The 23,602-nt window shown below is 70.8% G+C and carries 23 protein-coding genes and 1 riboswitch; of the genes, 11 read left to right on the top strand and 12 right to left on the bottom strand.

The window, feature by feature from the left end:
- Window positions 1-50 precede the first annotated feature (50 nt).
- Window positions 51-1,244, bottom strand: coding sequence for an RtcB family protein (locus DRB89_RS09565; protein ID WP_112447564.1), 1,194 nt, complete (start codon window positions 1,242-1,244; stop codon window positions 51-53).
- A gap of 171 nt (window positions 1,245-1,415) precedes the next feature.
- On the opposite strand from DRB89_RS09565, the gene DRB89_RS09560 reads away from it, so the two are divergent.
- From DRB89_RS09560 to DRB89_RS09550, 3 genes are all read left to right on the top strand, one after another.
- Window positions 1,416-2,273, top strand: a complete 858-nt coding sequence (locus DRB89_RS09560) for a DUF3558 domain-containing protein (protein ID WP_204357657.1) — start codon at window positions 1,416-1,418, stop codon at window positions 2,271-2,273.
- 148 nt (window positions 2,274-2,421) lie between these two features.
- Window positions 2,422-3,186, top strand: coding sequence for a DUF3558 domain-containing protein (locus DRB89_RS09555; RefSeq protein ID WP_239516067.1), 765 nt, complete (start codon window positions 2,422-2,424; stop codon window positions 3,184-3,186).
- Between the two features lie 156 nt (window positions 3,187-3,342).
- Complete coding sequence (locus DRB89_RS09550; RefSeq protein WP_112447566.1) at window positions 3,343-4,770, top strand: DUF2637 domain-containing protein; 1,428 nt, start codon at window positions 3,343-3,345, stop codon at window positions 4,768-4,770.
- Window positions 4,771-4,850: 80 nt separating this feature from the next.
- On the opposite strand, the gene lysS is transcribed toward DRB89_RS09550, so the two are convergent.
- Window positions 4,851-6,593, bottom strand: coding sequence for a lysine--tRNA ligase (gene lysS, locus DRB89_RS09545; RefSeq protein WP_112447567.1), 1,743 nt, complete (start codon window positions 6,591-6,593; stop codon window positions 4,851-4,853).
- A 191-nt stretch (window positions 6,594-6,784) separates the two neighbouring features.
- On the opposite strand from lysS, the gene argS reads away from it, so the two are divergent.
- The gene (gene argS / locus DRB89_RS09540) at window positions 6,785-8,581 is read left to right on the top strand and encodes an arginine--tRNA ligase (RefSeq protein WP_112447568.1); all 1,797 of its coding nucleotides are present in this window, start codon (window positions 6,785-6,787) and stop codon (window positions 8,579-8,581) included.
- Window positions 8,582-8,673: 92 nt separating this feature from the next.
- Complete coding sequence (locus tag DRB89_RS42770; RefSeq protein WP_162688518.1) at window positions 8,674-8,829, top strand: hypothetical protein; 156 nt, start codon at window positions 8,674-8,676, stop codon at window positions 8,827-8,829.
- 18 nt (window positions 8,830-8,847) lie between these two features.
- On the opposite strand, the gene DRB89_RS09535 is transcribed toward DRB89_RS42770, so the two are convergent.
- On the bottom strand, window positions 8,848-9,246 hold the full coding sequence (locus DRB89_RS09535) for a type II toxin-antitoxin system VapC family toxin (RefSeq protein ID WP_112447569.1): 399 nt from the start codon (window positions 9,244-9,246) through the stop codon (window positions 8,848-8,850).
- Window positions 9,243-9,473 carry an antitoxin gene (locus tag DRB89_RS09530; RefSeq protein ID WP_112447570.1) on the bottom strand — a complete coding sequence of 77 codons (231 nt, stop codon included), beginning with the start codon at window positions 9,471-9,473 and terminating at the stop codon, window positions 9,243-9,245. The genes DRB89_RS09535 and DRB89_RS09530 overlap by 4 nt, the downstream gene beginning before the upstream one ends.
- 248 nt (window positions 9,474-9,721) lie before the next feature.
- On the opposite strand from DRB89_RS09530, the gene DRB89_RS09525 reads away from it, so the two are divergent.
- The 3 genes from DRB89_RS09525 to DRB89_RS09515 all read left to right on the top strand — a co-directional run bounded on the left by DRB89_RS09525 (window position 9,722) and on the right by DRB89_RS09515 (window position 11,632).
- Complete coding sequence (locus DRB89_RS09525; RefSeq protein WP_112447571.1) at window positions 9,722-10,309, top strand: TetR/AcrR family transcriptional regulator; 588 nt, start codon at window positions 9,722-9,724, stop codon at window positions 10,307-10,309.
- Window positions 10,306-10,686: a hypothetical protein gene (locus tag DRB89_RS09520; RefSeq protein ID WP_112447572.1), complete on the top strand. Its 381-nt coding sequence runs from the start codon at window positions 10,306-10,308 to the stop codon at window positions 10,684-10,686. The genes DRB89_RS09525 and DRB89_RS09520 overlap by 4 nt, the downstream gene beginning before the upstream one ends.
- Window positions 10,687-10,972: 286 nt before the next feature.
- On the top strand, window positions 10,973-11,632 hold the full coding sequence (locus tag DRB89_RS09515) for a transposase (protein ID WP_275432067.1): 660 nt from the start codon (window positions 10,973-10,975) through the stop codon (window positions 11,630-11,632).
- Here the strand turns inward: DRB89_RS09515 and DRB89_RS45915 are convergent.
- Entirely contained in the window at window positions 11,536-13,308 is a 1,773-nt protein-coding gene (locus DRB89_RS45915; protein WP_275431885.1) for an FG-GAP-like repeat-containing protein, read from the bottom strand. The genes DRB89_RS09515 and DRB89_RS45915 overlap by 97 nt on opposite strands.
- A gap of 244 nt (window positions 13,309-13,552) precedes the next feature.
- On the opposite strand from DRB89_RS45915, the gene DRB89_RS09500 reads away from it, so the two are divergent.
- The gene (locus DRB89_RS09500; RefSeq protein WP_112453255.1) at window positions 13,553-14,347 is read left to right on the top strand and encodes a VOC family protein; all 795 of its coding nucleotides are present in this window, start codon (window positions 13,553-13,555) and stop codon (window positions 14,345-14,347) included.
- Window positions 14,348-14,552: 205 nt separating this feature from the next.
- On the opposite strand, the gene DRB89_RS09495 is transcribed toward DRB89_RS09500, so the two are convergent.
- Together DRB89_RS09495 and DRB89_RS09490 are read right to left on the bottom strand one after the other, a co-directional pair.
- Window positions 14,553-14,936, bottom strand: coding sequence for a hypothetical protein (locus DRB89_RS09495; protein WP_112463247.1), 384 nt, complete (start codon window positions 14,934-14,936; stop codon window positions 14,553-14,555).
- Window positions 14,933-15,193, bottom strand: a complete 261-nt coding sequence (locus DRB89_RS09490; protein WP_112453159.1) for a hypothetical protein — start codon at window positions 15,191-15,193, stop codon at window positions 14,933-14,935. Before DRB89_RS09490 ends, DRB89_RS09495 begins: the two co-directional genes overlap by 4 nt.
- 121 nt (window positions 15,194-15,314) lie before the next feature.
- On the opposite strand from DRB89_RS09490, the gene DRB89_RS09485 reads away from it, so the two are divergent.
- Window positions 15,315-16,565 carry a D-alanyl-D-alanine carboxypeptidase gene (locus DRB89_RS09485; RefSeq protein ID WP_239516066.1) on the top strand — a complete coding sequence of 417 codons (1,251 nt, stop codon included), beginning with the start codon at window positions 15,315-15,317 and terminating at the stop codon, window positions 16,563-16,565.
- Here the strand turns inward: DRB89_RS09485 and DRB89_RS09480 are convergent.
- From DRB89_RS09480 to DRB89_RS09460, 5 genes are all read right to left on the bottom strand, one after another.
- Window positions 16,513-17,553, bottom strand: a complete 1,041-nt coding sequence (locus tag DRB89_RS09480; RefSeq protein ID WP_112446522.1) for a YihY/virulence factor BrkB family protein — start codon at window positions 17,551-17,553, stop codon at window positions 16,513-16,515. The two genes, DRB89_RS09485 and DRB89_RS09480, sit on opposite strands and share 53 nt — an antisense overlap.
- Before the next feature lie 145 nt (window positions 17,554-17,698).
- A complete protein-coding gene (locus tag DRB89_RS09475) occupies window positions 17,699-18,307 on the bottom strand; it encodes a 2'-5' RNA ligase family protein (RefSeq protein ID WP_112446523.1) in 609 nt (202 codons plus the stop codon).
- 128 nt (window positions 18,308-18,435) lie between these two features.
- The gene (gene trpS, locus DRB89_RS09470) at window positions 18,436-19,449 is read right to left on the bottom strand and encodes a tryptophan--tRNA ligase (protein ID WP_112446524.1); all 1,014 of its coding nucleotides are present in this window, start codon (window positions 19,447-19,449) and stop codon (window positions 18,436-18,438) included.
- A 202-nt stretch (window positions 19,450-19,651) separates the two neighbouring features.
- Window positions 19,652-20,923: a serine hydroxymethyltransferase gene (gene glyA / locus DRB89_RS09465; RefSeq protein ID WP_112446525.1), complete on the bottom strand. Its 1,272-nt coding sequence runs from the start codon at window positions 20,921-20,923 to the stop codon at window positions 19,652-19,654.
- A gap of 35 nt (window positions 20,924-20,958) precedes the next feature.
- Window positions 20,959-21,049: riboswitch (ZMP/ZTP riboswitch) on the bottom strand.
- 99 nt (window positions 21,050-21,148) lie between these two features.
- Entirely contained in the window at window positions 21,149-22,171 is a 1,023-nt protein-coding gene (locus DRB89_RS09460) for a transposase (RefSeq protein WP_239516761.1), read from the bottom strand.
- Window positions 22,172-22,374: 203 nt separating this feature from the next.
- Between DRB89_RS09460 and rocD the strand changes: the two genes are divergently transcribed.
- A complete protein-coding gene (gene rocD / locus DRB89_RS09455) occupies window positions 22,375-23,580 on the top strand; it encodes an ornithine--oxo-acid transaminase (RefSeq protein ID WP_112446527.1) in 1,206 nt (401 codons plus the stop codon).
- The last annotated feature ends 22 nt before the right edge of the window (window positions 23,581-23,602 follow it).

The following is a 23,602-nucleotide window of genomic DNA, read 5'->3' as shown; positions in this document are numbered from 1 at the left end:
ACCGTCACCGGTCCGGGCTCCTCCACTCCCCCGACATCCGCGCCCGGGCCTCAGCCCTTGACGCAGACGACGGCCTTGAGCTTGGCCACGACCTCCACCAGGTCGGTCTGCTGGTCGATGACCTGCTCGATCGACTTGTACGCGCCCGGGATCTCGTCCACGACGCCCGAGTCCTTGCGACACTCCACGCCCTTGGTCTGTTCCGCGAGGTCGCGCACCGAGAACTTCCGCTTCGCAGCCGTACGACTCATCTTCCGGCCCGCGCCGTGCGAGGCCGAGTTGAAGGACTTCTCGTTGCCGAGGCCCTTCACGATGTACGAGCCGGTGCCCATCGAGCCGGGGATGATCCCGTAGTCCCCACTGCCGGCGCGGATCGCGCCCTTGCGCGTGACCAGCAGGTCCATGCCGTCGTACCGCTCCTCCGCCACATAGTTGTGGTGACAGCTGATCTCCTGCCCGAAGGAGACCTTCGCCTTGCGGAACTGCTTGCGAATGACCTCCTTGAACAGGCTCATCATCACGGCACGGTTGTACTTGGCGTACTCCTGCGCCCAGAAGAGGTCGTTGCGGTACTCCTGCATCTCCGGGGTCGCCGCGAGGAACACCGCGAGATCCCGGTCGATCAGCCCCTGGTTGTGCGAAAGCCCCCGGGCCACGTTGATGTGGAAGTCCGCCAACTCGTTGCCGATGTTCCGAGACCCCGAGTGCAGCATGAGCCAAACCGCCCCGGACATGTCTGTTGAAACCTCAATGAAGTGGTTTCCCGTCCCAAGTGTCCCGATTTGCCGCATGGCCCGGTCCCGCCTGAACTTCACCGCATCCGCGACGTAGTCGAAGCGCTCCCACAGATCCCCGAACCCGTTCTCCGAGAACCCGTACAGCCGCCCCGGATCCACCGGATCCCGGTGCATCCCCGCCCCCACCGGGATCGCCCGCTCGATCTGCGAGCGCAGTCCCGACAGGTCCCCCGGCAGGTCGTTCGCCGTCAGCGAGGTCTTCACCGCCGACATGCCGCAGCCGATGTCGACGCCCACCGCCGCCGGACAGACCGCGTCCTTCATGGCGATGACCGAGCCCACCGTCGCGCCCTTGCCGTAGTGGACGTCCGGCATGACGGCCAGACCCTTGATCCACGGCAGGCCGGCGGTGTTCTGCAGCTGGCGCATCGCGCTGTCCTCGACCGACGCCGGATCGGTCCACATCCGGATGGGGACCTTCGCCCCCGGCACTTCTACGTATGACATTTTTGTCCCAACACCCCGTTAACCGCAGAAAAGTCTGAATACGCAAAAAGCCTCGCTCTTGGTCCCAAATACGACAGGAGACCGGCGCCAGCACCAGCGTGTGCGATAGACATTGTGTCCATCCGCGCCCGAGCCGCGGCAACGCATTTTCCCGAAGGGAGCCGGTGGAACGTGCAGCGCAAGTCGGTACGTGCAGCCCTGCCAGGCATCGCGGTGCTCACCGCCCTCACCGTCGGCCTCACCGCGTGCACCGACAGCGGCAGATCCGGGACCACCAGCGACGCGAAGGCGGGCGGGAACTCCGGCACGGTCGCGCAGCCCGGCAAGTACCGCAATCTGCCGATGCCCTGCAAGGCCGCCGATCCGAAGAAGGTCAAGGCGATGCTCCCCGTCGCCGAAGCCCTCACCCCCGAAGCCCGCGAAGCGCTCTACGCCGGCGTCGCGGACGCCTCGTACGACGCCGACCGGCGCGTCGGCTGCCGCTGGACCGCGCAGACGCCGACCGAGACCAGGCTGCTGTCGGTGGGCTTCGAGCGCGTGGTCTCGTACGACCGGGCCACCGTCAGCGACGACGACAAGGCGCGCCAGGTCTTCATCCGCCAGCTCACCGACGCCCACCTGCCCGTCCCCGGCCCGCTCACCACCCCGTCGCCCACCCCGTCGGCGGGGGCGTCCTCGCCCACTCCGGCTACGGGCGCGGGCGCGGGCGGCAGCGCGAGCCCGGGTGCCGGTACGAGCACCAGCCCGTCGGCCTCCGCCTCAGCGTCCGCCTCGGCGCCGGTCGAGCTCGGCTCCCGCGTCCTCGAAGGGCTCGGCAACGAGTCCTTCATCGAGGACAAGCTCAGCGCCGCCGGCGCCACGGCCGCCCAGGCACGCACCGTCCGCATTGTGTTCCGTACCTCGAATGTCATCGTCACCGTCGAGTACAGCGTCCAGCCCGCGCTCCCCGGAACCGTCCCGCCGAGCGGCGAAACCCAGGACAGGGCACGGCAGTTGGCGCAGGCCCTCGTCGACCGGTTCAACGAGTAGCCGGGCCCGCCCGAAGGGGGCGCGAGGGCCCGGGGTGACGGCGCGCACAGCAGCCGGGCGCCGGGTCGGGCTACCGTTGCCCGGGTCCCGCGCCCGCCACGGGCCGGTGAGCCGGCCCGCACGAAGACCCACAACGTCTGAAGGAATCATGCACCGATCAGCCTCGCGTCTCACCCGCGTCCTCGCCTGCGCAGCCGTTCCGGTGATCCTCACGGTCGCCGGCTGCTCGTCCGACTCGGGCAAGGACTCGGGCTCCGACAGCGGCAAGAAGGCCGACGCTTCCTCGTCCGCCAAGCCGAACTCCAAGGAGTCCAAGGCGCCGGAGAAGGCCGTCTACGCCACGCTGCCGGAGCCCTGCAAGACGGTCGCCGCGAAGACCATCGAGACCATCGTCCCGAAGGCGAAGGACGCCAACGGCACGGCCGCCAAGTCGAACGACCTGGCCACCCGCGCCAGCTGCTCCTGGAACGGCCTGGAAGAGGCCGGCCTGAAGGGCTCGCAGTACCGCTGGCTCTCGATCTCCCTCGTCCGCTACGACTCCCTCGCGTCGGTCGGGACCGGCAGCAAGCGCGCCGAGGAGGAGTACACCAAGCAGATCGAGAAGGCGAAGGTCGTCGAGGGCGCGGAGAACATGAAGCCGGAGGCGGCGGGCGGCATCGGCGACCAGGCCACGTCCTTCACCTTCACCACCAAGAAGGACGGCGACTTCTCCAACACCACGATCATCGCCCGCACCCACAACGTGATCATCACCCTCGACTACAACGGCGCGGCCTACGAGGGCGCGGACGCTCCGGACCAGGCGAAGCTGCTCCAGGACGCCATCGCGGCGGCGAAGGAGACCGTGGCCTCGGTCGAGACCGCCAACCAGCAGAAGCAGCCGGAGCAGTCGCCCTCGCCGACGAACGCCTAGTGCTGCGGCCGGTCCGGCGGTCCTCGTCCGGACGCTACCGAACGGTGACCGGACCGCTGACGTCCGGTCACTCGTACGCGCGTACGCTGTGCCTGCCGTAGCTCGACATGGGTACATGGGCACATGGGGCATGGGGACAAGGGGAGGGGATCGCGGGTGGCCGCGATGCAGCTGACTCGTACGCACCGGATATTGATCGGTGTCGTGGTCGCCGGAGCCGTCGTCATCGCCGCGATCGGCTTCGCGGGCTCGTACTCCGCCGTACGCGCCCTCGCCCTGCAGAAGGGCTTCGGCAGCTTCTCGCTGGTCTTCCCGATCGGCATCGACGCCGGCATCTGCGTGCTGCTGGCGCTGGACCTGCTGCTGACGTGGATCCGGATCCCGTTCCCGCTGCTGCGCCAGACGGCGTGGCTGCTGACGATCGCGACCATCGCGTTCAACGGCGCGGCGGCCTGGCCCGACCCGCTCGGGGTCGGCATGCACGCGGTGATCCCGATCCTGTTCGTGGTCACCGTCGAGGCCGCCCGGCACGCGGTGGGGCGGATCGCGGACATCACCGCGGACCGCCACATGGAGGGCGTGCGCATCACGCGCTGGCTCCTGTCCCCGATCCCCACCTTCAAGCTGTGGCGCCGGATGAAGCTGTGGGAGCTGCGCTCCTACGAGCAGGCCGTCGGCATGGAGCAGGACCGCCTGATCTACCAGGCCCGCCTCCAGGCCCGCTACGGCCGCTTCTGGCGCCGCAAGGCCCCGGTCGGCGCCCTGATGCCGCTGCGCCTGGCCCGCATCGGCGTCCCCCTGTCCCAGACGGCCCCGGAGGGCCTGGCGGCGGCGGGCATCGACCCGCTGCTCCTGCCTCCGGCGGCGGCGCAGGTGGCGACGGTGGCGGCCACCCACCCGGCCCTCCTGGCCGGCTCCGCCGCGGCCACGGAGACCCCCGTCCCGGTGGACGCGGCCCCGGGCGCCACGGGCCCGGACGGCCCCGACGTGGCCGCCCAGTCCCAGGCGCAGGCCCATGCGCTGGCGCAGGAGCACGCACTGGCCCAGGCGCAGGCCCAGGCCTACGCGCTGGCGCAAGCACAGGCGCAGGCCCACCCGGCCGCCGCCCCCTTCGCGGTGGACCCGACGGCCATGCCCGCCGCGCACAACAGCGCCTGGTTCGCGGGACCCCGCGCCCCGCAGGCGGCGTACGAGGGCGGCTACAGCCCCCAGCCGGCGGAGGGCCCGGAGCCCGCCCCGGCGACGTACCCGGCGGGTCCGGCGGGTCCGGCGGGTCCGGCCCCCGAGCAGCAGGAGCTGCCGATCCCGGCTCCCCGCCAGGAGGAGCGGCGGGAGGAGCCGGCGGACGCGGCGGATCCGGCGGACCCGGAGTTCGACGAGGTCAAGTTCGCCGAGGCGGCGTACGAGGTCTTCCGCGGGTACATCGAGGAGAACAACCAGGTGCCCACCCCCGAGCAGGTGGACATATACCTCTCGGACCGGCACGGGATCGTGCACCCGCGCAGCGCCACGATGATCCGCCGCATGATGCCTGACCTGAAGCAGCGCTACCAGCAGGACCTGCAGAACGAGCACATCGCGTAGCCCGTACGCCCCCACGCGCGGAAAGGGCCCGCACCCCCGAGAACCGGGGGTGCGGGCCCTTCCTCACATCCGTGCGGAACCTACGCGGCGAGCAGCTTGCGCACCCGGTCCGCTCCCACCGCCAGCAGCAGCGTGGGCAGGCGCGGTCCGGTCTCCCGGGTCACGAGCAGGCGGTAGAGCAGGGCGAAGAACGTCCGCTGCGCGACCTTGAGCTCCGGCGTCGGCTTGGCGTCGGGTTCGAGGCCCGCCATCACCTTCGGCACGCCGTAGACGAGCGTGGTCAGGCCGTCGAGCGACCAGTGCGAGTCGAGCCCGTCCACGAGCCGGCGCAGCGACTCGCGGCCCTCCTCGTCCAGGGACGACAGGAGTTCCGCGTCGGCCTCCTCGCGGACCAGGGTCCGCTGGTCGGCGGGGACCTGGGTGGTGATCCAGTTCTCGGCGCGGTCCAGGCGCGGGCGCACCTCGTCGAGCGAGGCCAGGGGCCGCTCGGGCTCCAGGTCGCTGAGGATGCGCAGGGTCTGCTCGTCGTGCCCGGCGGTGATGTCGACGACGGACGCGAGCGTCCGGTAGGCCATCGCGCGCGGGGTGCGGGGCAACTCGTGCGAGGCGACGCGGACGGCGCGGGCGTGGGCCGCCGCGTCGGCCGGCAGGACGGAGCCGTCGGCGACCTTGGCCTCGAGCTTGTCCCACTCGTCGTAGAGCCGCTGGATCTCCTGGTCGAAGGCGATCTTGAAGGACTGGTTGGGGCGGCGGCGGGCGTAGAGCCAGCGCAACAGCTGCGGCTCCATGATCTTCAGCGCGTCGGCCGGGGTGGGGACCCCGCCCTTGCTGGAGGACATCTTGGCCATGCCGCTGATGCCGACGAAGGCGTACATCGGTCCGATCGGCTGCTCGCCGCCGAAGATGCCCACGATCTGGCCGCCGACCTGGAAGGAGGAGCCGGGCGAGGAGTGGTCGACGCCCGAGGGCTCGAAGATCACGCCCTCGTAGGCCCAGCGCATCGGCCAGTCGACCTTCCAGACGAGCTTGCCGCGGTTGAACTCGCTGAGCTTGACCGTCTCGGTGTACTCGTCCTCGGTGCAGACGTAGGTCATCTCGGTCGTCTCGTCGTCGTACGAGGTGACCTTGGTGAAGTCCTTGCCGCACTGGCCGCAGTACGGCTTGTACGGGAAGTACCCGCCCTCGCCGACGGTGCCGTCGTCCTCGGCGGCCGCGCCGGAGCCCTCTGCGGCCTCCAGCTCGGCCTCGTCGGCCGGCTTCTGCTGCGGCTTCTTGCCCGCGCCCGGCTTGGCCTTCGTCCGGTACTGGTCGAGGATCGCGTCGATGTCGCCGCGGTGCTTCATCGCGAACAGGACCTGCTCGCGGTAGGTGCCCGCGGTGTACTGCTCCGTCTGGCTGATGGGGTCGTACTCGACACCGAGCTCGGCGAGCGCCTCGACCATGGCGGCCTTGAAGTGCTCGGCCCAGTTCGGGTACGCGGAGCCCTCGGGCGCGGGCACGGCGGTCAGCGGGCGGCCGATGTGCTGGGCGTGCGATTCCTCGGAGACGCCGGGGATGCCCTTGGGGACCTTGCGGTACCGGTCGTAGTCGTCCCAGGAGATCAGGTGGCGGACCTCGATGCCCCGGCGGCGGATCTCGTCGGCGACCAGGTGCGGGGTCATGACCTCGCGGAGGTTGCCCAGGTGGATCGGGCCGGAGGGGGAGAGTCCGGAGGCGACGACGACGACTTTGCCCGGGGCTCGGCGCTCCGCCTCGGCGATGACCTCGTCCGCGAAACGGGAGACCCAATCGGTCTCGGTGCTGCTCTGCGCGCTCTGAGCCACGACACGTCCTTCTATCTCGAATGCTGGCTGTGGGCCATTCTCCCAGACGGAGGGGAGCACTCCGGGGTTGCTTCCACCCACTGGAACCACCCGGATATCCCGCGAAGCGTCCGGCCCCCGCGTGGGATACTCGGCACTTGTCTGAACACCCAAGTGCACCCTCAGGCACGACCTCACAGGAACGGCAGCTCATGGCCTCGGTCCCTTCCCTCGCTTCCTCCGTCAACCAGCGCGTCGCCGACGCACTCGCCTCCGCCCTGCCGGAGTCCGGTGCGGCCGACCCCCTGCTGCGACGAAGCGACCGGGCCGACTTCCAGGCCAACGGCATCCTGGCGCTCGCGAAGAAGGCCAAGGCCAACCCGCGCGAGCTGGCGACGACCGTGGTCGAGGGCCTCGACTCCGGTGACCTGATCAAGGAGATCGAGGTCTCCGGGCCCGGCTTCCTCAACATCACCGTCACCGACCGGGCGATCGTCGAGACCCTGGCCGCGCGTGCCGCCGACGACCGGCTCGGCGTGCCGCTCGCCGCGAAGCCGGGTACGACGGTGATCGACTACGCGCAGCCGAACGTCGCCAAGGAGATGCACGTCGGCCACCTGCGGTCGGCGGTCATCGGCGCGGCGATGGTGGAGATCCTGGAGTTCACCGGCGAGAAGGTGGTCCGTCGCCACCACATCGGCGACTGGGGCACCCAGTTCGGCATGCTCATCCAGTACCTGCTGGAGCACCCGCACGAGCTGGACCACAAGGGCGCCGGGGACGGTGACGACGCAGTGGAGGTCTCCGGCGAGGAGGCCATGTCCAACCTGAACCGCCTGTACAAGGCCTCGCGCACGCTCTTCGACTCCGACGAGGAGTTCAAGACGCGGGCCAGGGCCCGGGTGGTGGACCTCCAGGCCGGCGAGCCGGAGACCCTCGCCCTGTGGCAGCGGTTCGTGGACGAGTCGAAGATCTACTTCTACTCCGTCTTCGACAAGCTGGACATGGACATCCAGGACCCCGACGTGGTCGGCGAGTCCGGCTACAACGACATGCTCGTCGAGACGTGCAAGCTGCTGGAGGAGTCGGGCGTCGCCGTCCGCTCCAACGGCGCGCTCTGCGTGTTCTTCGACGACGTCAAGGGCCCGGACGGCAACCCGACCCCGCTGATCGTCCAGAAGTCCGACGGCGGCTTCGGCTACGCGGCGACCGACCTCTCGGCGATCCGCGACCGGGTGGGCAACCTGGGCGCGACCGAGCTGATCTACGTGGTCGACGCGCGGCAGTCCCTGCACTTCAAGATGGTCTTCGAAACGGCGCGCCGGGCGGGCTGGCTGAACGAGGACACCAAGGCCGTGCAGCTGGCCTTCGGCACCGTGCTGGGCAAGGACGGCAAGCCGTTCAAGACCCGTGAGGGCGAGACGGTCCGGCTGGTGGACCTGCTGGACGAGGCGGTGGACCGGGCGACGGCCGTCGTGCGCGAGAAGGCGGAGAAGATCGGCCTGAGCGAGGCGGAGATCCTCGAGAACGGCCGGTACGTGGGCATCGGCGCGGTGAAGTACGCGGACCTGTCCACCTCCGCCGCGCGCGACTACAAGTTCGACCTGGACCAGATGGTCTCGCTGACCGGCGACACGTCCGTGTACCTCCAGTACGCGTACGCCCGGATCAAGTCCATCCTGCGCAAGGCGGGCGAGGCGGGCGACCGGAAGCCGGTCGCGCACCCGGAGCTGGAGCTGGCCCCGGCCGAGCGCGCGCTGGGCCTGCACCTGGACCACTTCGGCGAGCTCATCGCCGAGGCGGCCGCGGACCACGCCCCGCACAAGGTGGCCGCGTACCTCTACCAGCTGTCCTCGCTGTTCGCGACGTTCTACGAGCAGTGCCCGGTCGTGAAGCCCGAGCCCGAGCTCGTCGTCGGCGAGAACCGCCTGTTCCTGTGCGAGCTGACCGCCCGCACCCTCTCCAAGGGCATGTCCCTGCTGGGCATCCGCACCCCCGAGAAGCTCTGACGCACGAGCCGAGGCCCCCGTCCCCCACCCGCGGGGGACGGAGGCCTCGGCATTTCCCCCTGTCCCGTGAACCACCGCGCCACGTTGCTCGCATGAGCATGGACGCGGCGCTGCGCGCGCGACTGAAAGCACATACCGACGCGATGGGGAGCGACGTCTCGACGTACGTCACGGCGGCTGTGCTGCGTCAGATCGACGACGACTCCACGGCGACCGAGGTCATGCCGTCGGCCCGGGGCGACGAGTGAAGCATCACCCGCATCAGTTCATGCCGCGCCGAAGACCTCGACCTTGCAGCGCGGGCTGCCGGATCGGGCGATCCGTGCGTCGCACGTGACGAGCGGCACCTGGAGCCCCTCGGCCAGTGCGACGTAGGTGGCATCGCATGCGGAGAGGTTCGCGTACAGCTCCCGCACCCGGGGCAACACCGGGAGGTGCTCCATCCGCCTGACCGGCAGGAGCCCGAAGTCGTCCCAAGCCGAGTCCAGTTGGCGATCGGAGAGCTTGCCTCCCCGATGGCGGCCGAGCAACGCCTGGGTGACTTCCACATCGAGCAGGTAGGGGGCGGCGAGCCGTTCACCCCTCACCCGATCGCGTAAGGCCTCGCCCACCGGGCCCGCGTCGGCGACCAGCATGACGACCGCGCTCGCGTCGATCACGATCATTCGCGCCGCCGCCCGGCATCGAGGTCGCCGAGAACCTCGTCCACGCTCAGCTCGGCCGAGACCCGGGAGCGGATGCGCTCGACGACGTCCTCGACGGACGGTGTCGCGGCCTCTTCCTCCAGGAGGGTCCGGGCGTACGCCTGCAGTGACTGACGGCTACGCGCGGCTCTTATCTTGAGCTCTGCGAGCGCTTCGTCGGACAAGTCGCGGACGTACAAGGTGGCCATGCAGCCAGAATAGTCGCAGTGCAAGCATTCCGCTAGCACGGTATTCGAGCTCGGCGCACAGGCGTGCGCAGGGGCCGCGGGGCACACGCTCAGCGTGGTTCCCGCGACCCCGTCCAGGTGCCGGTCACCGCACTAAGCGGTCTTGAGTAAGTGCGTTGCGGTTGTGGTACATGCTCCGCAGCGGTGATGTCCTCGTGACGCCGGCCGGGATTGCTTATCAAACGGGTCGACCCGTATCGTAAATCGGTATGAGTTCCTTTCCGTCCTCCAGGGGACGTCCCAGGGATCCCCGCTCGCACGAGGCGATCGTCAGCGCGACCACAGAGCTGGTGATCGAGGTTGGCTACGCCGCGACATCGATCGGGGCGGTGGCTGCCCGTGCCGGTGTCGGCAAGGACACGGTCTACCGGCGGTGGCGGGGCAAGCCGGAGTTGGTCTTCGAGGCCGTGTTCACGACCACCGACCATGCTCCGGCCCCAGACACCGGAACGCTGGCCGGGGACCTGACCGCACTGCTGCGGGGCCTGGTCGACGAGTTCCACGCACCGGCCGCCGCAGCGGCGCTCCCGGGGCTGCTCTCTGACTTCGCCGCCGATCCGGTGCTGAAGGCGCGCATCCGCAGCGACTTCCTGGCCCCCTCGAAGGAGCGGCTGCTGATCGTCTTCGAGCGTGCCGTGGAGCGCGGGGAGATCGCGGCCGACACACCCGTGGATCTGGTCCTGGACACGCTGGCAGGAGCCGTGTTCTTCCACATCGGCCTGGTCGGGGAACACCCCGACCCTCAGCTGGCCGGCCGGCTGGCTGCTGTCATAGCCAAAGGAATCGAGATCCGATGAACGGCTGGCTTCTCGCAGCGGGCATCACCGCGTCCGGTGTGGCCGCAGCGCACATCGTCGGCGGGCACCGGGATGTGGTGCGCCCGCTGCTGTCCTGCGGACTCGCAGACGAACCCAAGCGCGTCCTTCATGCCGTGTGGCACATGGTGAGCGTCGACCTGGTGCTCTCCGCAGCCGCCTTGGTCTACCTCGCGCTGGCGGACGATACGTCAGCAACCGGCCTGGTGGCGTGGTTCGTGGCTGCGCACTTCGTCGCGTACGCACTCGCTTTCCTGGTCGTCACGCTGTCGGTCGGCTGGCCGAAGCCACTGCTCCGGCTGCCGCAGTGGATTCTGCTCCTGCCGGTCGCGGTCCTGACAGCGGCGGGCGCCGCGTAGCGACAGCCCCGGAGAGATACAGCCCCGGTGCCCGCGGGGCTGATCCGAGCCGCCAGCAGCCTCCCCGCGCACAAGCTGAGCGGTCTCGGTGATGCGGGCTGCGGTTCGGGTATGAGGCAGGGCAGGGAGGGGCTGCCCATGCCGAAAATCTTGCGTGTGGAATTGACGTCTGATCAGGAACGCGAGGTGTGTGAGCGTCTGCGGGCACGCGATCTCGCGCCGGGTACCAGACTGCGTCTGGACTACGTACGGCTGATGGGTCGGGGCCTGACCGTGCCCGAAGTGGCTGACCTTCCTCGACGAGAGCGGGTTCGCCCCGACCATGCCCACCGGATACACCTGGTCAAGGGTAGGACAGCGGGCCGTCGTGCCGCGCGAGGACAAGAAGGGCCGACGTGTGAACGTCCTCGGGGCCCTGACGGTGGGACAGCATGCCGATCTGGTCTGGGAGAGGACCTGCGGCAAGATCGACGCGGTCATGCTGCCGGAGTTCGTGTGCGTGAGGCTGGCCCGCCTGCCCGGCGGGGCCGCCGCACGGGACAAACCTCCCGCGGGCTTCACACGGGCACGGCCGTGCACCGTCGTCCTGGACAACGCCTCCGCACACGTGGCCCGTGTCTTCAAAGGGCGCCGCGAGGAGCTCGCCGCCATCGGCGTCGAACTCTTCTACCTCCCGCCCCGCAGTCCCGAGCTGAACGACATCGAGCGGGTGTGGCGCTCGGCGAAGTACGAGGACTACCCCGAGCGCGTCCACACCACCAACGGAGCGGTCGGCACCGCAGTCGACCAAGCCCTGAACAGACAACGCGCACGCATCAATGGATCAGCAGCGAACTTCACCAAAGCCGCTCAGCTGATCGCGCGGATGGTGTTCCAGCTGCTCTGGCCGACCGTGGTGCGGGTGCCGTCCACCGGGTCGCCCGCGCCGTTGGTCTCGCCGGCGTAGAACATCAGCGTGCCGGTGCCCTCGTTCGTGGTCGCCCACAGGTCCGCGACCCCGTTGCCGTCCGCGTCGCCGGCGCCCGCCAGCAGCGGCCGGTTGCCGGTCCCGTACCCGTGCCCGTACTCGGTGCGCTCGCCGAAGGTGCCGTCGCCGCGGCCCCGGTAGAGCCACAGCTTCTCGTCGTTCGCGTCGCGCGCGAACAGGTCGACGCGGCCGTCGTGGTCGGCGTCGCCCGCCGCGCTCAGGCTCATCGGGGACCAGCCCCGCGTGCCGATCTGCACCCCGGACCTCACGCCGGGTCGGGCGGCCGGGTCGCCCGCGTACAGCCACAGGGTGTCGCCGAGGGTGGCGATCACGTCCGGGTGGCCGTCACCGGTGGCGTCGCCGACGCTGACCACCTTGGAGTCGGCGGGGAAGCCGGTGCCGATCCGCACCGGGGAGGCCAGCGTGCCGTCGCCGCGGTTCGGGTAGACGCGCAGCTCGGTGCCGACGCGGGCGACGACGTCCTCGGTGCCGTTGCCGGTCCAGTCCCCGCGGTGGGAGACGGAGGCGCCGGCCCAGCCGCCGCTGCCGATCACGGCGGGGCTGCCGGTGACGGCGCCGTCGCCCCGTCCGGCGTAGAGGCGGAGCTTGCCCTCGTCGTCCACGGCGACCAGGTCGGACCTGCCGTCACCGTCCATGTCCCCGGCCGTCGGAGCGCCGCGCAGCACGGCGGTGACGGGGGCGTGGTCGGAGACCCCGCTCGGGGGGCCGCTGTCCGGCTCGTTCGGGGTGGTGTCCATCCGCGCCGAGTCGATGGCGCAGGAGGCGAAGCGGTTCGCGCCGACGGCCTTCGTCGTGAAGAGGTGGTCGAGCTCGTTCCAGGAGTGCCCGCCCGTGCCGACCGTGTCCCAGCCGTGGTACGTGAACCCGTCGATGCAGTGGTCGTACGCGCCGGTCAGCGGCGCCATCTCGGCCGCGCCCGCGTTGCGGTTGAAGTCGCCGCCCAGGACGGTGCCGCCGGGAGCGTGCGCGTCGACGAACGCCTTGACGTTCCTGATCTGCGCGGCGGCGCGGCTCGCCTGGCCGGGGATGACGTGGGTGGTGCAGGGCGTGGTGCTCCAGCCCTCCACCGCCACGCACAGCGCCGCGAGGGTCTGCTTGTCGTCCGCGGAGGCGGGCAGCGTGTTCTCGGACCAGGAGCCGGTGACGGTGCCCTTCACGGCCAGCAGGATGCCGAGCTCGCCGGTCAGGCCCGCCCGGCAGTCGGTCCGGCCGTCGGGGCGCGCGCCCTTGGCGTGCCGGATGGACCATGCGGGGCCGAGCCGCTCCTGGAGCAGCGCCATGTGGCTGCCGGCGGCGCCGCCGCAGACCTCCTGCAGCATCACCACGTTGGCGCGCCGCTCGTCCACGACCTTCTGGACCTCGTCCATCTTCACCGCGGGCTGGTCCCGGTACGCGCAGTAGCCCGCGTCCCCCCGGTTGCCGCCGGCCTCGCCGCAGATGTTCCAGGACACGACCCTGATCTCGTTCTGCGCCGGGCCCGCGGCCAGGGCGGTCTGGGTGGCCTGGGTGGCCTGGGCGGCCTGGGCGGCCTGGGCGGCCGGGGCCGAGGACGCGACGGCCGGCGAGGTGCCGAGCGCAGCCCCCAAGGCCGTGAAGGCCGCCGCCGCGGACATGAGCATCCGTACCGATCTCATCAATTCCCCACCCGTTCCCGCGTGATGAGCGACGGATGCCCCGCCGGCCACGCCCATGCTCGCCCACACCGCACCCGTCCGGCGTCGGAGCCGGGGCGGAGCAGGGGGGTGGGACGGCCAGTCAGGGGTTACCGCACGGGCTTCACCCGTACGGCCCGCTTCGGGCCCCGTCCCCCGGGTAGGGGACGGGCCGTCCTTCCCCGATCCATCCCCCGATCCATCCCCCGGAGCGCCCGTGCCCGACATGAACGGCCCCTACAAGCCCGGCACCCCCTGCTGGATCGACCTGATGGTCCCCGACCAGCAGGCCGCCATCGACTTCTACAGCGACCTGTTCGGCTGGCAGGGCGAGATCGGCCCGCCCGAGACCGGCGGGTACGCCGTCTGCACCCTCAAGGGCAAGCCGGTCGCCGGGATCATGAAGGCGATGAACCCGGACGGCAGCGTCCCCGACCCGATGCCGCCGACCGTGTGGACCACGTACCTGGCCACCGACGGCCTCGACGGCACCCTCAAGTCCGTCACCGATGCCCACGGCAAGGTCGTCCTGGGCGCCATGGACGTCATGGACCTCGGCCGGATGGCCGTCGTCGCCGACCCGACCGGCGCCGTCGTCGGCCTGTGGCAGGCCGGCACCTTCGACGGCGCGGGCATCGTCAACGAGCACGGCGCCCTCATCTGGAACGAGCTGAGCACGAGCGACGTCCCCGCCGCGGCCGCGTTCTACACCTCCGTCCTGCCGGTCTCCACGACCGCGTCCAAGATGCCGGGAGCCGAGGGGTACACGGAGTTCCTCGTCGGAGGCCGCGCCGTGGGCGGGATGATGGACCTGGCGAACCTGCCCCCGGGCACCCCGCCGCACTGGCTCGCCTACTTCCACGCGGACGACGTGGACGAGGTCCAGGCAGCCGCGGTCCGCGCCGGCGGAGCGGTCCTGAAGCCGTCCTTCGACATGCCGGCCGGCCGCATGGCCGTCCTGGCCGACCCCCAGGGCGCCCCCTTCGCGGTCATCACGGCCAGCCCGGAAATCATCGACTGACAGCCCCCGGCCGGCCGGCATCCCCTCGGCCGCCTCCAGAGCCCGCTCCGCGTAGGCGGGCAGCTCTTCTCTCATTCGGCCAATGGTTCCGCACGGGACGGGCACGGGTGTGGAAGCCCGGGTTCCGTACCGGCTCGCACCCTGATGCCCCGGTCGGCCGCCGGTCCGTGCCGCCATCTTCCGGGCGGTGACGCGTGATACGTGATCAAAAAGAGACGGCAGTGACGGGAAGGGAGCAGGGTGAGAGGGGCTGAGCCGCCCGGGGCGCCCCGTTCGCCCGGCGGAGCCACACCGCGCGGACGGCCTCGGCCACGAGCATCGCCAGGGTCAGGTAGAGCAGGACGGCCAGCCAGAGGTAGCCCGGCCAGGAGACCGCGCGCTGGAGCCAGAAGGGCGCGCCCGCGCGGCCCGCGACCAGGGCGGCCAGGGCCAGGACCGGGAGGGCGAAGGCCAGGGCCGTGCCCGTACGGCGGGCGCGGCCGCCCGGGGCGGTGGTGTCGCGGACCAGCCGGATCCAGAGCCAGCGGTGGACCAGCCCCAGGAGGGCCAGTACGAGCAGGACGGCGGCCACTGCCAGTGCGATCGTCACGCGCCCTGCTCCTCACGTGATGCGCGCCGCAGCGCCCGTACCCCGCGCAACCCGATCACTCCTACGGCCGTCCCCAGGAGAAAGGACGTCACTGCCAGGAGAAGGTGGACCCAGAAGTAGCCGGTCGGGCTTCCCGCATCGTCGAACGCCAGGCCGCTGCCGTCCTTCCACAGGTTCCGAGTGAAAGAAACCCAGATGAACCAGCTCCACGCGCCGAAGGCGAGCAGGAACCAGGAAGTGGCGCGGCTGAGTCTCATGACCTCAGTATCGGCTCCGCCCCCGGGACGGACGCGCGGGGGTGGGCTGTCCCGGCGGTGGTTGCGGCGGGTTGGCCGGTCCGTGCCGCTGATCACAGGATCTGGATGTACTTTCACCTGCGTGTCTGCCAAGAAGACCGCACTGACGGTCCTTTCCGCCGCACTGCCCGCACTGCTGGTCCCGGCGCTGCTGGTGTCGCCCGCGCACGCCGCGCCGACGCCCACGCCGCCCGCCGACGGGAAGGGCCAGCCGCCCAAGGCGCCCGCGCCGCCCGCCTCGATGTCCACGGTCGGCGGCGCGTCGCTGGGGCAGCCCGGCACCCAGGTCAACCCGATGCCGGGCGCGCCCGCGCTGCCGGCGAACCTGACGGGCCGTTCGTGGATCGTGGCCGACGCCGAGACGGGCGAGGTCCTGGCGGCGCACAACGCGCACTGGCGGCTCCCCCCGGCCTCCACGATGAAGATGCTCTTCGCCGACACCGTGCTGCCGGGCCTGCCCAAGGAGCAGGTCCACAAGGTCACCGACCAGGAGCTGGACGGGGTCGGTGCCGGCTCCAGCCTGGTGGGCATCAAGGAGGACACCGAGTACACGGTCCACGATCTGTGGCTCGGGGTGTTCCTGCGCTCCGGCAACGACGCCGTGCACGTGCTTTCGGCCATGAACGGCGGCGTCGAGAAGACCGTCAAGGACATGCAGGCCCACGCCGAGGAGCTCCAGGCCCTGGACACGCACGTGGTGTCCCCGGACGGCTACGACGCTCCGGGCCAGGTCTCCAGCGCCTACGACCTCACCCTCATCGCCCGCTCCGGACTGCAGAAGCAGGACTTCCGGGAGTACTGCGGCACGGCCAGCGCGAAGTTCCCCGGCAGGCAGGAGGCCGGCAAGCCGCGCGACACGTTCGAGATCCAGAACACCAACCGGCTGATGACCGGCGCCGGCGGCCTCCCCCCCTACAAGGGCATCGCCGGGGTGAAGAACGGCAACACCACGATGGCCGGCTCCACCTTCACCGGCGCGGCCCAGCGCGGTGACAAGAAGCTGCTGGTCACGGTCATGAACCCGGGTACGGGCGGGGCCAACTCCGTGTACGAGGAGACCGCCGACCTCCTCGACTGGGGCTTCGCGGCGGCCGGCAAGGTCAAGCCGGTGGGCGAGCTGGTGCCGCCGAAGAGCGCGGACACCTCCTCGCACGGCTCCCCGGCCCAGTCCCACGAGAACAACCCGTCGGCGTCCGGTGACGGCGCGGGCGGCGGGGTCGGGACGGCCCTGGGCGTCACGGGCGGGGTGCTGGCCGTCGTGGCCGGCGGGGCGTACGCGGTCAACCGGCGCTGGCCGCGGGGGCGCGGCCGCCGGGCTCGCGGCCGGGCGTAACGGGACCGGGGGCCCCGTCCGCGGACCCGCCGGAGGAACCGTCCGCGGACCCGCCGGCGGAGCCGCCGGAGGCCCCGTCCGCCGTGGCGCCCGCCCGGTCGGCGCCCGGCTCCGGGTCCTCCACCCCGTCCCCGTCCGCATCGTCGCGGCTGGCCGTCCAGGCGGCGCAGAACAGCAGCAGCTTCGCCGTGAGGTTGATCCAGACCAGCAGCGCGATGGGCACGCCGAAGGCCCCGTACATGCTCTTCGTGGCGACTTCCCGCATGTAGCCGCTGAGCAGCAGCTTCAGCAGCTCGAAGCCGGCCGCGCCGATCAGTCCCGCCTCGATCAGGCGGCGGCGCGGCGGTTCGACGCCGGGGAGCAGGGTCAGGACGTAGAGCAGGATCAGGAAGGCGGCCACGACTCCGACGAGGAAGGCCCCGCCGCGCAGCAGCCCGCCGCCGGCGCCCTCGCGCGGCACGCCCAGCCAGTCGCCGGCCTTCCCGACCGCGCTGGAGCCGAAGATCGAGGCCGCGGCCGAGCACAGGCCGACGCCGCCGAGGCCGATGAGGACCAGCGCGTCCTTGCCCTTGCGGACGAAGGGGTTGCCCTCGTCCTCGTCGTCCTTCTCCCAGACGGCGCGCAGGCAGCCCCGCATCGAGCCGATCCAGCCGATCCCGGTGAACAGGAGGATGCCGGCGGCGACCAGGCCGACGGTGCCGGCGTTCGCGACGAGGGCGTTGATGTCGAGCTGGTCGGAGATCCCGGGGACCTGCTCGGCGAGGTTCTTCTGGAGCCGGTCGAGCTGCTCCTGGCTCAGCAGTCCCGCGCCGACCGCGGCGGCCACGGTGATCAGCGGGAAGAGCGCGAGGAAGCTGATGAAGGTGATGGCGGCGGCGAGCCGGCTCCAGTGCACGCGGTCGAGCCGCTGGTACGAACGCCACAGGTGGGTCCGCATCAGCGCGGACACGAGGGGCCCGATCAGCGGGAGTTTCGTCAGCCAATCCATACGGTCACCGTAAATGAGCTGTCGCAAATAGCCGGTATTGCCGGTTTTGGGGACTACGGTCGTCGATTGTGACTTTTCGCCCGACGGTTCGTCCGTTCCATGCCCTGGTCCTGCGAAGGATCAGCTTCCGCTTCCGGTTCCTGCGTCAGGAACGGCGTACGGTCGCCTCTCCTGCGGCACTGGCCGCAATGTCCGTGGCCGACCCCGGCTGCGCCGGGACGCCGGCCGCGCCGCTGCCGAACGGATACTCCCGCAGCTTGCGCCAGACCCCGTCCGAGCCCTGCTCGTAGAGCGCGAAGCCGGAGCAGGTCCACTCGGCCGCGTAGTCCGCGAGCTCGCTGAACGCCCGGTCCATCGCCTCCTCGGAGATCCCGTGGGCGACCGTGACGTGCGGGTGGTACGGGAAGGCCAGCTCCCGGCTGAGCGGCCCTTCCGGGTCGCGGACCCGGCCCTGGAGCCAGGTGCAGCCGGGGCCGCCTTCGACGACCTGGACGAAGACGACCGGCGAAAGGGGGCGGAAGGTTCCCGTACCGGCCAGCCGCATCGCGAAGGGAAGGCCGGTGGCCGCGACCTGGGCCAGGTGGGCCCGGATCTCCGGAAGCCGGTCCGCGGCCACCTCCGTCGGCGGTACGAGGGTGACGTGCGTGGGAATGCCATGCGCGGCGGCGTCCCCGAAGCCGGCGCGCAGCTCCTGGAGGCTGCTGCCGTACGGCTCCGGGACCGCGATCGAAACGCCGAGCGTTACGGTCCCCACGTATCTCTCCTCCGCCTGTCGTCCTGCGCGTCGCCCGTGTGCGGCCTGTGCGCCGCGTGTGTGCTGCCGCACCAGTGTGGCGGCAGCACCCCCCAGATCGCCAGGGCCCTCTTTCCCCCGCGTGCCCGTCAGTGCTTCGCGGGCAGGAAACCGAGGTGGTCGTAGGCCTGCGCCAGGGTCTCCGCGGCGACCGCCCTGGCCTTCTCCGCGCCCTTGGCCAGCAGGGAATCCAGGGTCTCCGGATCGTCCAGGTACTCCTGGGTGCGCTGCTTGAAGGGTGTGACGAAATCGACCATCACGCCGGCCAGGTCCGTCTTGAGCGCGCCGTAGCCCTTGCCCTCGTACGCGGCCTCGAGCGCGGGGATCGACTCGCCCGTGAGGGTGGAGTAGATCGTGAGCAGGTTGCTGACGCCGGGCTTCTTCTCGGCGTCGAAGCGGACCTCCGCCTCGGTGTCCGTGACCGCGCTCTTGATCTTCTTCTCGGTGGCCTTGGGCTCGTCGAGGAGGTTGATCAGGCCCTTGGGGGACGAGGCCGACTTCGACATCTTGATCGCCGGGTCCTGGAGGTCGTAGATCTTCGCGACCTCCTTGACGATGTGCGCGGCGGGGAGGGTGAAGGTCTTCCCGAAGCGCTGGTTGAAGCGCTCGGCCAGGTCGCGGGTCAGCTCGATGTGCTGGCGCTGGTCCTCGCCGACGGGGACGGCGTTGGCCTGGTAGAGCAGGATGTCCGCGACCTGCAGGATCGGGTACGTGAACAGGCCGACGGTGGCGTTGTTGGCGCCGCCCTTGGCGGACTTGTCCTTGAACTGGGTCATCCGGCTGGCCTCGCCGAAACCGGTGATGCAGTTCATGACCCAGCCGAGCTGCGCGTGCTCGGGCACGTGGCTCTGGATGAAGAGCGTGCAGCGCTCGGGGTCCAGGCCGGCGGCGAGCAGCTGCGCGGCGGAGAGGCGGGTGTTCGCGCGGAGGTCCTTCGGATCCTGCGGCATGGTGATCGCGTGCAGGTCGACGACCATGTAGAAGGCGTCGTGCGTCTCCTGCAGGGCGACGTACTGCCGGATGGCTCCGAGGTAGTTCCCGAGGTGGAACGAACCGGAGGTGGGCTGGATGCCGGAGAGCGCGCGAGGACGATCAGAAGCCATGGCGCCATTCTCTCAGGTGCGATGGCGAGCTCGGGCCCGCCGCTGGCCGGAACCGGGCGGGTCGCTCCGCCGGCGCCCCGGCCCCGTACGGGTACCCGGCGGTAGCGGCCCGTCCGGATCTTGCCTCGGCCGAGCGACCGCTTTCTGCGCGGGTCCGGCGGGGCCGGACTGCCCTCGGGGCAGGTCCGGCCCCGTCAGGGGGCTACGCCAGCGGGAGCCCGGGGGCCGGGAAGGCGGCCATCAGGTCGCAGACCTCGGCGCGGACGGCGGCCAGGGTCGCTTCGTCCCCCATCGCGGCGGCGTCGACGGCCCGCGCGATCCAGTCCGCCACCACCGGCATGTGCTCGACCGCCAGACCGCGCGAGGTCAGCGACGGCGTGCCGATGCGGATGCCCGACGGGTCGAACGGCTTGCGCGGGTCGAACGGCACCGTGTTGTAGTTCACGACGATGCCCGCCCGGTCCAGCGCCTTCGCCGCGATCTTGCCGGAGACGGCCTTGCCCGTGAGGTCGATCAGGATCAGGTGGTTGTCCGTACCGCCCGAGACCAGGTCGAAGCCCCGCTCCAGCAGCGCCGCGGCCAGCGCCTTGGCGTTCGCGACGACCGCGTGGGCGTACGACACGAAGGACGGCTGCGCCGCCTCGTGGAGCGCCACCGCGATGCCGGCCGTCGTCTGGTTGTGCGGGCCGCCCTGGAGCCCCGGGAAGACGGCCTTGTCGATGGCCTTCGCGTGCTCCTCGCGGCACATCAGCATCGCGCCGCGCGGGCCGCGCAGGGTCTTGTGCGTGGTCGTCGAGATCACGTCCACGTGACCCGCCGGGGACGGGTGCGCCCCGCCCGCGATCAGGCCCGCGATGTGGGCGACGTCCGCGACGAGGACCGAGCCCGCCTCCTTCGCGATCGAGGCGAAGGCCTCGAAGTCGATCGTGCGCGGCAGCGCCGTACCGCCGCAGAAGATCAGCTTGGGGCGCTCCGCGAGCGCGAGGTCCCGTACCGCGTCGTAGTCGATGAGGCCGGTCTCCGCCTGGACCCCGTACTGCACGCCGCGGAACCAGGAGCCCGTCGCCGAGACGCCCCAGCCGTGCGTCAGGTGCCCGCCCATCGGCAGGGCCATGCCCATCACGGTGTCGCCGGGCTTGGCGAAGGCCAGGTAGACGGCGAGGTTCGCCGGCGAGCCGGAGTACGGCTGCACGTTGGCGTGGTCCACGCCGAACAGGCCCTTCGCCCGCTCGATCGCCAGCGCCTCGACGCGGTCGATGTTCTGCTGGCCCTCGTAGTAGCGGCGGCCCGGGTAGCCCTCGCTGTACTTGTTCTGCAGCACCGTGCCGGAAGCCTCCAGCACGGCCGCGGACACGTAGTTCTCGCTGGGGATCAGGCGCAGGGTCTCCGCCTGCAGCGTCTCCTCGGCGGCGATGAAGGACGCCAGCTCGGGGTCGGTGGCGAGCAGGGCGGGGTGACGGTGGTTCGCGCTCATGGCGGCTCCTCCGGGGTCGATGTCAGATCTCGTCCCCGCGAGGCCCAGGCGAGCGGCCCTGTATGCGGTCGTGCCCGCACGACTCCCCCGGAGTTCGTTCTCCGTACGCCAGTCGCCGTGCGTGCCGCCCACCTTAGCGGCCGCGCCACGGATGAGGTTTCTCTGTCCGGCATACGAGCGAGGATGCAGATTGAGACCTCCCCTTGAACGAAAGGGATTCCTACCTCACGCTGCCTGGCGGACCGGCGGTCCGTCAGGTCTTCCGCGATCAACGGCAGCCGGGATGAAACCAGCCCGGACGAGCATGACGCGCGCGGAGTTCTTGTCTCCGGGAGAGACGGCTCCGCACGCGGTGCATGTGTAGGTGCGTTCCGACAGCGGGAGTGCGTGCTTGGTTCTCGCTCCGCAGTGTCCGCAGTGTCCGCAGTCCATGGTGGTGTGCGCGGGGTGCACGAGCCGCAGGTCGCGGCCGTGCTTGCGCGCCATGTTGATCAGCTCGCGCTTCGTAGTGGAGATGGCCGCGTCTGCGGCCTTGCGGGCCATCGTGGACTTGGCGAGGAACTTCGGCCGGAAGTCCTCCGCCGCGATCCGCCCGAAATCCGTCACCACGCGCTTGGCCCACTTGCGGGCGGTGTCCTGGCGCTGGCGGGCGATCTTCTTGTGTACCTTCGCGGCTTGCCTCTTCGCCCGGCGGTAGCCCTCCGATGCGGCCCGGCCGCGATTCGGTTTACGGCGGGCCATCATCCGCTGATAGCCCGCCAGCTTCCCGGCCGCCTTCCTGCCGTGCCCGGCATGCGGAAGATCGTGATCGTCGCTGGTGGTGGTCGCGGTCTCCTTCACGCCCCAGTCGACACCGATCGCCGCGCCCGTCACCGGCAGTGGCTGCGCCTCGGCCTGAATGACGAAGGAGGCGTACCAGTGGCCGAGGCCGTCGCGGTAGACGCGGACACTGGACGGGTCGGAGGGAAGCTCCCGCGACCACACCACTGTCAGAGATATGCCGCCCGCCAGGTGAAGGAGGCCGTCCTTCAGCCGGAACCCGCGACGGGTGTAGTTGAGGGTGGGGTCTGCCAGTTCCTTCTTCTTGAGCCTGGGCATCCCCGCCCTCTGCCGCACCGGCAGCCGCGCCTTGATGTCCTTCAAGGTTTTGGCACGGGAGGCGGCGAAGTCCCGGATGATCTGCTGCTGAGGCACCGACGCTCCCGCCCGCGACACCCCACCCGAACGAGTGACCGACCACCCGACGATGCCTCAACGTGGGGAATCTCCATCGGTTCAAGGTCTTCCCCCGGCGCTGCCATGGCGAACGCCGATCCGCTCGTGGGAGGATCTGCTCCCTTGTCCCGCTACGCGGGGAGCCGGATTCATCCCCGGCCGGAAGGCCAGGACTTCCTCCGGTTCCCCGGTGACGCCACCCCCGTCACAGGCCTGGACGGACGATCGGAGACCCCGTGTCGACAACTGCTGATGCCATCCGCTCCGCCGACGCGCACAGCGCGCACAACTACCACCCCCTGCCCGTCGTCGTCGCCACGGCGGAGGGCGCGTGGATGACCGACGTGGAGGGACGCCGCTACCTCGACATGCTCGCCGGCTACTCGGCCCTCAACTTCGGCCACGGCAACCGCCGTCTGCTCGACGCCGCCCGCGCCCAGCTGGAGCGGGTCACCCTCACCTCCCGCGCCTTCCACCACGACCGGTTCGCGGACTTCTGTACCGAGCTCGCAGCGCTGTGCGGCAAGGAGGCGGTGCTGCCCATGAACACGGGCGCCGAGGCCGTGGAGACCGCGGTGAAGACCGCCCGCAAGTGGGGCTACGAGGTCAAGGGCGTGCCGGACGGGCACGCCAAGATCGTGGTCGCGGCCGACAACTTCCACGGCCGCACCACGACGATCGTGTCCTTCTCCACGGACCACGAGGCCCGCGACCACTTCGGCCCCTACACGCCGGGCTTCGAGATCGTCCCGTACGGGGACCTCACCGCCCTCGCCGCCGCCGTCACCTCCAACACCGTCGCCGTGCTGCTGGAGCCGATCCAGGGCGAGGCGGGCGTCCTCGTACCGCCCGCCGGATACCTGCGGGGCGTACGGGAGCTGACGCGCGAGCGGAACGTCCTGTTCATGGCGGACGAGATCCAGTCGGGACTGGGCCGGACCGGCAAGACCTTCGCGTGCGAGCACGAGGAGGTCGTCCCGGACGTCTACATCCTCGGCAAGGCGCTCGGCGGCGGCGTCGTGCCCGTCTCGGCGGTGGTCGCCGACCTGGACGTGCTCGGCGTGTTCAAGCCCGGCGAGCACGGCTCCACCTTCGGCGGGAACCCGCTGGCCTGCGCCGTCGCACTGGAGGTCGTCGCCATGCTCCGCACCGGCGAGTACCAGCAGCGGGCCGCCGAGCTCGGCGACCACCTGCACCGGGAGCTCAACCTGCTGGTCGGCGGCGGCGCGGTGACCGCCGTACGGGGCCGCGGGCTCTGGGCGGGCGTCGACATCGACCCGGCCCGCGGCACGGGCCGGGAGATCTCCGAGAAGCTGATGGAGCTCGGGGTCCTGGTGAAGGACACCCACGGGTCGACGATCCGGATCGCGCCGCCGCTGGTGATCAGCAAGGAGGACCTGGACTGGGGGCTGGACCAGCTCAGGTCGGTCCTCGCCGAGTAGGCGCGCCGCGACCCGGCGGGCT

This window comes from Streptomyces sp. ICC4 (assembly GCF_003287915.1).
GTDB lineage: Bacteria > Actinomycetota > Actinomycetes > Streptomycetales > Streptomycetaceae > Streptomyces > Streptomyces tritrimontium.
This window is presented reverse-complemented; position numbering and strand designations above follow the sequence as displayed.